The sequence below is a fragment of the Streptomyces sp. NPDC054834 genome (genome assembly GCF_053611185.1).
This window is the reverse complement of the sequence record NZ_JBSGZV010000105.1, coordinates 1-6,816: the sequence shown is the minus strand read 5'-3', so window position 1 is coordinate 6,816 and position 6,816 is coordinate 1. Positions and strand designations below refer to the sequence as shown.

Annotated in this window: 9 protein-coding genes; 7 read left to right on the top strand and 2 right to left on the bottom strand. The window is 67.6% G+C overall.

The window, feature by feature from the left end; translation table 11 throughout:
• The first annotated feature begins 102 nt into the window (after window positions 1–102).
• The 4 genes from ACWGJM_RS48830 (at window position 103) to ACWGJM_RS48815 (ending at window position 3,836) form a co-directional block, all read left to right on the top strand.
• A complete protein-coding gene (locus ACWGJM_RS48830; protein WP_453418244.1) occupies window positions 103–708 on the top strand; it encodes an HNH endonuclease signature motif containing protein in 606 nt (201 codons plus the stop codon).
• A 148-nt stretch (window positions 709–856) separates the two neighbouring features.
• Window positions 857–982, top strand: a complete 126-nt coding sequence (locus ACWGJM_RS48825; protein WP_453418243.1) for a hypothetical protein — start codon at window positions 857–859, stop codon at window positions 980–982.
• Window positions 983–2,102: 1,120 nt separating this feature from the next.
• The gene (locus ACWGJM_RS48820) at window positions 2,103–3,344 is read left to right on the top strand and encodes a helix-turn-helix domain-containing protein (RefSeq protein ID WP_453418247.1); all 1,242 of its coding nucleotides are present in this window, start codon (window positions 2,103–2,105) and stop codon (window positions 3,342–3,344) included.
• A gap of 123 nt (window positions 3,345–3,467) precedes the next feature.
• Window positions 3,468–3,836 carry a hypothetical protein gene (locus tag ACWGJM_RS48815; protein ID WP_453418242.1) on the top strand — a complete coding sequence of 123 codons (369 nt, stop codon included), beginning with the start codon at window positions 3,468–3,470 and terminating at the stop codon, window positions 3,834–3,836.
• 633 nt (window positions 3,837–4,469) lie between these two features.
• Here ACWGJM_RS48815 and ACWGJM_RS48810 read toward each other — a convergent pair.
• Window positions 4,470–4,985 (bottom strand): hypothetical protein, encoded by a 516-nt coding sequence (locus tag ACWGJM_RS48810; RefSeq protein WP_453418241.1) that lies wholly within the window; start codon window positions 4,983–4,985, stop codon window positions 4,470–4,472.
• Window positions 4,986–5,033: 48 nt separating this feature from the next.
• Window positions 5,034–5,390, bottom strand: a complete 357-nt coding sequence (locus ACWGJM_RS48805; RefSeq protein WP_453418246.1) for a helix-turn-helix domain-containing protein — start codon at window positions 5,388–5,390, stop codon at window positions 5,034–5,036.
• A 385-nt stretch (window positions 5,391–5,775) separates the two neighbouring features.
• Between ACWGJM_RS48805 and ACWGJM_RS48800 the strand changes: the two genes are divergently transcribed.
• The 3 genes from ACWGJM_RS48800 to ACWGJM_RS48790 are packed head-to-tail and all read left to right on the top strand — an operon-like array spanning window position 5,776 to window position 6,721.
• The gene (locus ACWGJM_RS48800; protein ID WP_453418240.1) at window positions 5,776–5,997 is read left to right on the top strand and encodes a WhiB family transcriptional regulator; all 222 of its coding nucleotides are present in this window, start codon (window positions 5,776–5,778) and stop codon (window positions 5,995–5,997) included.
• Window positions 5,994–6,536: a hypothetical protein gene (locus ACWGJM_RS48795; RefSeq protein WP_453418239.1), complete on the top strand. Its 543-nt coding sequence runs from the start codon at window positions 5,994–5,996 to the stop codon at window positions 6,534–6,536. The genes ACWGJM_RS48800 and ACWGJM_RS48795 overlap by 4 nt, the downstream gene beginning before the upstream one ends.
• An 8-nt stretch (window positions 6,537–6,544) precedes the next feature.
• Window positions 6,545–6,721 (top strand): helix-turn-helix domain-containing protein, encoded by a 177-nt coding sequence (locus tag ACWGJM_RS48790; protein ID WP_453418245.1) that lies wholly within the window; start codon window positions 6,545–6,547, stop codon window positions 6,719–6,721.
• The last annotated feature ends 95 nt before the right edge of the window (window positions 6,722–6,816 follow it).

Genomic DNA, 6,816 nt, shown 5'->3' with positions numbered 1-6,816 from the left:
ATGGCCTACTTGATGCGCTGCTAGGTCGCAAGTCCGCCTAGCTGAATTGGGAACCCTGGGGCTACTCGGCTCCGGGGTTCCCTGCTGATTGGAGACCCTGTGGTGCGTATTCGTGTGGGCGCGTTCTATTACGTGTTCTGGGATGGTCGCCAGTACAACGGCGGGGATTTGTTGGATGTGCCCGAGCCTGTTGCGCTGAGGTACTTCCGCCTTGGTCATGCTGCGCCGGTGGATGGTGATTGGCGGGGTGTTATCCCGTCGCTGTCTGCTCCTCGTAAACCTAAGCGCTCGCCTGCTGCTGTTTGTCCGTGTGAGCCTGGCGATAAGCCAAATAGCCTGAGGCGCAGCACATACCAGCGCTGCCCGGTCGACGGGTGCCAGTGCCTTACCTGGCGGGGTAAGTGCCGTGCCCATACGCGTACGTCGACTGTGACCGGCCGCGAGTACGGGACTGGTCACCGCAATGTGTCGGCAGATCTGCGCCGGAAGTGGGAGAAGGTACGCCGTGCCTATCTCGCCGCTAACCCGTACTGCGAATGCGAGGAGTGCATGAGGCTGCCCGCGCTGCTGCGCCCGGACGCTATCGAGGTGGACCACAAAGACGGTTTGGGTTTGCTCGGGCCCAAGGCTTTCGAGTGGGACAACTTGCAGTCGATGACCAAGTCTCATCACGCGCGTAAGACGGCAGGTGAATCATTTGGTCATTAGGTCGCTCGATGTGTCTGAATTCGGTGACCCTGGGTGGCGGGCGACCCCCAGTCGGCTAGGGGGAAAGAGACGTGGGGGAGGGCCCTGTCAGGTTCGCCCGGTTCAGAGATTCGTAACTGACGCAGCGTCAGATGCAAGGGAAACCAAAATGGATGAGTCAATCAACCCGCCCGACTTCCCGCCGATTGGCAGCGGAATCGGCCAGCGCGAATGGCGGGACCTAACTGAGCCCGAGCGGCAACGAATCCGCGACATGTACGGGCTGGCCGATTAGACGTGTTCCGCTGACCACATACCAACTTTCGCAGGTGCCCTGAGTCACTGAGCCGGGGCACCTTTGCTATGCCCTGGAGTTCCCTTGCTGACTCGTCATTCAGTAGCCAACTGCGCCCGCTATGCCGCTCTGCTCGCTTCGATGTTCATCAGCTTTGCCACGCAGCAGCATCTAGCTCGCACGCACGGAGTGCCCGAACTGCCTTCCTATGCCGTGCCCGTGGCCGTCGACCTGTTCCTAGTCTGGGCCGTCCGGTCACGCCGTGATGTGACGCTGGCCGTAGCCGTTGCCGTGGCCGCAAATGTGGCCGGAGTGCTGACCGCTGACCCTCTGGGCGCAGTCGACACCTGGGTTTCCGCTGGGCTGCATGCCGTATTCCCGCTGACCGTCTGGCGAATGCATCGGACAGAAAGCCCTGAGCGGCCGTCTGAGCGCCTGGGAAAGCCTTCGGACGGAACTGGGACTCCTGAGCGGGCCGACCCCCCTCGGAATGGCGCATGGCTGGACGCTGACCTATGGCAGGACTTTGCCGAGACAGCGCCGGACAGCGATTTGGAAACCCCGGTCACTCCGCCTACTGCTGAGGATGTTCGGGCGGCCGTGGCCGTCCTTGAGTCTCGGCATGGCCGACCAGTGACCGGCCGCATGGTGGCTGACCACTTTGGTGTGTCCGAGCGGACCGGCCGTCGATATCTAGCCATGGCCGGTGAGGCCGTATGAGCCAGCGCAGCTATGCCGGATGGAGAGCATTCTTCGTTGCCAACCCTGACGCCGCTTCCGCCCCTTTGTGGACCATGGCCAGCGCAGACCAGCGAAATGCGGCTGTGTCCGCTCGTACGGGCCGTGCCTACCGGGCGCATATGCGGAATCTCGCCGAGGGAAACAGCGAGTGGATCGAGCCTCTGTCGCTGGCTCGCGTGACTGCGCTGACTGATCCGTATCTAGACGCTGAGCCGAGTGCATGAATGAACCCCGACCCTGGTTCCCTGTTTGGGAATCTGGGGCCGGGGCATTTCTCATTTCTGACGCTACGTCAGATGATCTGTTCCTGACTACCGCTTGACCTAACGGCGTTGCTCCGCTACAGCGTGTGCGTACCCTGGGTGTTGAGGTGGTGCTGATGTCCACAGGATTGGCCGACAACGTCCGCAAGTACAGGCGCACGGCGGGGCTCTCCCAAGAGGGGTTGGCCGACGCTGCCGCACTGTCGCTGAGCACCGTGCGCAAGGTCGAGCAGGGCGGGCACGTCAGCATGGACACCCTTGCCTCACTCGCTGGTGCGCTGGGGGTGTCGACTTCCGACCTGTTCGCCAGCGAGGCACCCGAGCCGGTACTAGGCCCGCAGGACGAAGCTAACCGGCGACACCTCGCAGAGCTGCGCCGTGCCCTCATGCCCCCTATCGGGCTCGCTGCGCCCCTCGCCGAGCCGGGTGAGGCCGCGCAGCCATCGGACATCCGGCAGGGCGTACAGGACAGCCACGCGCTCTACCAGGCGGACCGGTACACCTCGGTGGCCCGGAAGCTGCCCGGCTTGCTGCGTTCCTCCGAAGCGGCCGTGGCGATCCTTGAGGGCGAGGAGCGGCAGCACGCCATGATCGCGCGTGCCCATGCGCTGTTGCTCACGGGGAAGTACCTCACTCAGGTACGGCAGTACGACATGGCCTATTACGCGCTCGCTGAGGCGATCCGGCTTGCCCGCGAGACTGGCCAAACTCAGTTGGCAGCAACGGGAGTTGGGGGGTTGTGCTGGCTGCTGCTGAGGCAGGACCGATTCGACGAGAGCGAACAGCTCGCAGCGCAGACGGCATCGGAAATCGAGCCGCGCATGTCCGAGGCGACTCCCGCGCACCTCGCTGTGTGGGGTGAGCTGTGGCTCAGGGTTGCGGCTGCTGCGCGGCGGAACAACAGGCCGGATGTGGCGAAGCATGCCCGCCGGATGGCAGGTACCGCCGGGGGCGCGCTGGAACGAGAACACACCGACTTCCCGACCCATTGGAGCGCGTTTGGCCCTGTGACGGCTGAGGCGAAAGCCGTTGAGGATCTTGCCCTGGTCGGTGACGCGCGGGGTGTTCTGCGTCGGGCCGACGACGGGCCCTTGAGCCCCAGCGCTGCGAAGAGCTTGGGCCGGTTGAGCACAAACAACTGGGGTCGTCACCGGCTCGACGTCGCGCGGGCTCACGTCCTGCTCGGGTCCCACCAGGACGCCATGGACGAACTGATCAACCTGCGCGGCACCGCTGACGTCTGGCTGACCCACCAGCCCATGGCACGGCGCGTGATGGCGGACATCCTGAAGACGCGCAAGCGGACGCTGACGGAAGACATGCGCAGCATGGCCACGCACCTCGGGGTTGCTGGCTGAGCTACTGCGGAGCGTGGTAGTTCGGCGCGCTGGCTACCTGAACTACCGCTCTGCGCACGTGGATTGAGCCCCGGCCGGCCCATACGGTCCCCTTACCGATCAGCGGCGAAGGGGGCCGAAGCGATGCAGAGGACGGACGCCGACCGGCAGCACCTCGCGGACGTGTCAACGGGACACCGGCGACGGCTGCTGCCCTGGACCACCGGCGACGGCAAACCGTGCATGCTCAGCACCGACGATGACGGCGGATTCCTGTCCCGGCTCGCTGACGACTTTGAAGCCGCTCAGCTTGCGACGGCGGCGGATCTACTCAAGGCAGCGTCCAAGGTGCTGGCCAACCCGCTGGCGCCGCACGTTGAGGTGAGATACGCGGCCGTGCGCCTGTCCGAGTGTCTCACTGACACGCTGCGGATCGCTGAGAGCCGGGGGCTGCGCCTGGCTGCGCCCGATACCGAAGAGGACGACAGCGAGAGCGCCACAGAGAGCCCCTGATGACGTTCCCGACAAAGCGCGTCAGCGTCCGCCTGGGCGCCTTGCCTGACCCGGAGCTAGTCAGCCTCGCCGATGACCCGCTAGGGCCGTACGCGAACTCTCCGGATGGCTGGTGGACGGAATACGGCGGGGCGCTGGACACAGCCTCAGGGGTGATCCACTTCCCCCGGCCGTCACGGCTTCCCCCGTGTCCGTTCCCCTGTACGAACTGCGAGCGGAGTACGGGCAGTGCTTATTGACCTGTGGACACCTCGCCCCGGGAATGTAGACCCGGATACCTGCGGGGTCTGTGCGCTGCTGCGAGACAGCGTGAGCGGCGCCGTTTCCTCGGGCCACCCGCAGATGGCTGTATCGGTGGTGCGCGCCATGCATACACACATGATCCACGGCCACCCGAACGACCCCCGGAACGTTCGTTCCGCCCCCGTAGCCCCGACCTGCTGAGGACGGCCCTAGTAGGGCTCAGCGAGTCGGCTGCCCCGTCCGTGCGTCCCTCCCCCGAGGTGCATGGGCGGGGTCCCTCGCGCACGTACCGCAGATCAGCGCTGATTGGCATTCACACAGGTCAAGGTCATGTGCGTAGCTTGACACTCTCATTGATCTTGACTACGCTCATGACCCCATCCTGCCCCTTCATCCGTCCCCGTCGGGGCGCCGCACCGTATCGGCCCCCTCACCGCGCTCCCGGACACGCTCGTGCCGTCCACGGCCGGGTTCGTCGTGCCGGTGTCGCGGCTCCGCCCGGGTGCGCTCGCCGCCGTGGTCGGCGGCCGGGGCGATGCGGCCGGGGAAGTCGAGCAGCCGGCCCATGGCGGACAGGGGGTCGGGATCGGCCGGGTGTCCCGCCGGAGTGGCGGGATCACGCGCGCCGGACGGGCCGGCGGCCCCGTGGCCGGGCGGCTCGGGCTCGCGGGGCGGGCGGACCGCTCGTGCGCGCTCCTCCCAGCCCGTGCGGTACCACTGGAGGTTGGCCCGCTGCACCTCGTCGTCGGTGAGGATGCGGACCCCTTCCGGTCCCACCTCCCGGACTTTCTCACCCAGTGCGATCAGCAGGCCGCCCAGCAGCCGGGTAACCCGCTCCGCCTCGGCGGACGGCGCCTCGCCGTCAGTACCGCCCCTGTCATTTTCCCGGCGTCCCCCGTCACCCATGTGTGCACTCCTTGCACTCCCGCACGCCGCCGTCCCGCGTCTCTTTCCCTAAGGCCCCTCCGCCAGAAACTGCCGGACCACCTTCACGAACAGACAGCGCAGGTCCTCCGGTACGCCCATGCGCCGCGCCGCCTCCTCCGGGCTCAGCCGCCGACCCTCTCCCGGGTCCGCGCCGGGGCCGGGTTCGAGCGGCAGATCGTCCTCGGACAGCCGCCCGGAGCGGATCAGCATGTCCCGCAGCGGCACGCCGAGCACCACGGCCAGACGCCGCATGGTCTCGAGGTCCGGCATGCTCTGCCGCTGCAACAGCCGGGTCACCGCGGCCCGGTGGACGCCGGAGTCGTCGGCCAGCCGCGACTTGCCACCGCCGCGCGGACCGTCGATCACATAACCGCGATCCCGCATCAGGCCCTCGACCCAGGCGGCGAACTCCTCCAGCGCGTCGATGCGTTCCGTTCGCTCTGTTCGTTCCGTGCTCGCGGCACGTTGGCTGGGCCCCATGTTCCCGCTCTCCCCTCGTGTCGGGAGCAGCGTACCGATCGCGCACGCACCGGGAGTGCGCGCGCACGCGCGTAAGGGAACGCACTCTTACCCACCTCGCTACGGACGGCCTCTCAACAGTCTTTCGAACTTATGTTCGCATGCAGAGTCGTCGATCGCATCCGACTCCCGCCACCCCTGCCACCCCGGCCATCCCTCAAGTCACTTGCGCTCGCGCTCGCACGGTGCCACGCTGGCCGTCGTTCGCATGTGTCGAACAAATATTCCAATATCTAGGGGAGGTACGCCCTTGACCAGCGAACTCGACTGGCGCAGGGCCGCAGCCTGCGCCAACCTTCCACCACGTTACGTGTTCACCCGTAATCGCTCCGATGCCAAGCATACGTTGCGCGCGTGCAACCAATGCCCGATCCGGCGGCAGTGCGAGGCCGTCGTCGACCCCTCGCACACGTGGTTCGACGGCGTCAGCGGCGGCCGGCTGTGGCGCAACGGACGCGAGGTCGCCGTATGAACCCGGTGAACCCGGCCGTCTGGATCTCCTCCCTGCTGCGGCGGTATCCCGAACTCGTCGCCGAGCTGGTGCCCGCCGCCCACGGGGGGCTGCGGGAACGGCGCGGCGGCGGGCCCGTCGGCGGCACCGGCCTCCCCGTACGGCTGCACGTCTCCGACGCCCTGCGCGACATCACCGACGGCGTCGTCGAACTGGAGGAGGCCGTACGGGAACGGCTCGGCCTGCGTCCCGTACCCGCCGCCCCCGTACCGGTGCGGCTGCGCCGGATCGCCGGGCTGCTGGAACGGATCGCCGCCGACCCGGTGCTGGCCGCGCACGTCGAGGACGAGACCCGGCGCATGGCCGCGCGCTGCGCCCGCGCGCTCGGCGACCCGGAACAGATGGTCCGCCTGCCCGGTCGCTGCCCGGCCTGTGACTCGGTGTCGCTGCGGGGGTTCCCGGAGCGGGCCGAGGTGCGGTGCGTGAACCCGCCCTGCGGGCAGGTGGCCGACCCGGCAGACGGCCCGGCAGACGGCCCGGCAAACAAGGAGAACCCGTGAACTCCCCCATGGTCACGTCCGAGCTGGCCGCCACCGAGGCCGGCGTCACCCCCGCCACCATCCGCAAGTGGGTGCAGCGCGGCCATCTGCGGCCCGCCGGCGCCCAGGGCCGCCGGCAGCTGTACCGGCTGGAGGACGTGTTCGCCGCCGAGCGCACCACGAACCGCTTACGCGGCAACCGATGATCCACCCGCCCGCCAGTGGGGCCCCCAGCCGGACCCCCTCCGGGGCCCCCGGGCGGGCCCTTGGCGCCAAAAGTCTTTTGCTAAAGGGGGTTGGG

What these genes read in the sequence shown, in the direction of transcription:
- ACWGJM_RS48825 (WP_453418243.1), top strand. Translation starts at nt 857, where the DNA reads ATGGATGAGTCAATCAACCCGCCCGACTTCCCGCCGATTGGCAGCGGA.
- ACWGJM_RS48820 (WP_453418247.1), top strand. Translation starts at nt 2,103, where the DNA reads ATGTCCACAGGATTGGCCGACAACGTCCGCAAGTACAGGCGCACGGCG.
- ACWGJM_RS48815 (WP_453418242.1), top strand. Translation starts at nt 3,468, where the DNA reads ATGCAGAGGACGGACGCCGACCGGCAGCACCTCGCGGACGTGTCAACG.
- ACWGJM_RS48810 (WP_453418241.1), bottom strand. Translation starts at nt 4,985, where the DNA reads ATGGGTGACGGGGGACGCCGGGAAAATGACAGGGGCGGTACTGACGGC.
- ACWGJM_RS48805 (WP_453418246.1), bottom strand. Translation starts at nt 5,390, where the DNA reads ATGCGGGATCGCGGTTATGTGATCGACGGTCCGCGCGGCGGTGGCAAG.
- ACWGJM_RS48795 (WP_453418239.1), top strand. Translation starts at nt 5,994, where the DNA reads ATGAACCCGGTGAACCCGGCCGTCTGGATCTCCTCCCTGCTGCGGCGG.
- ACWGJM_RS48790 (WP_453418245.1), top strand. Translation starts at nt 6,545, where the DNA reads ATGGTCACGTCCGAGCTGGCCGCCACCGAGGCCGGCGTCACCCCCGCC.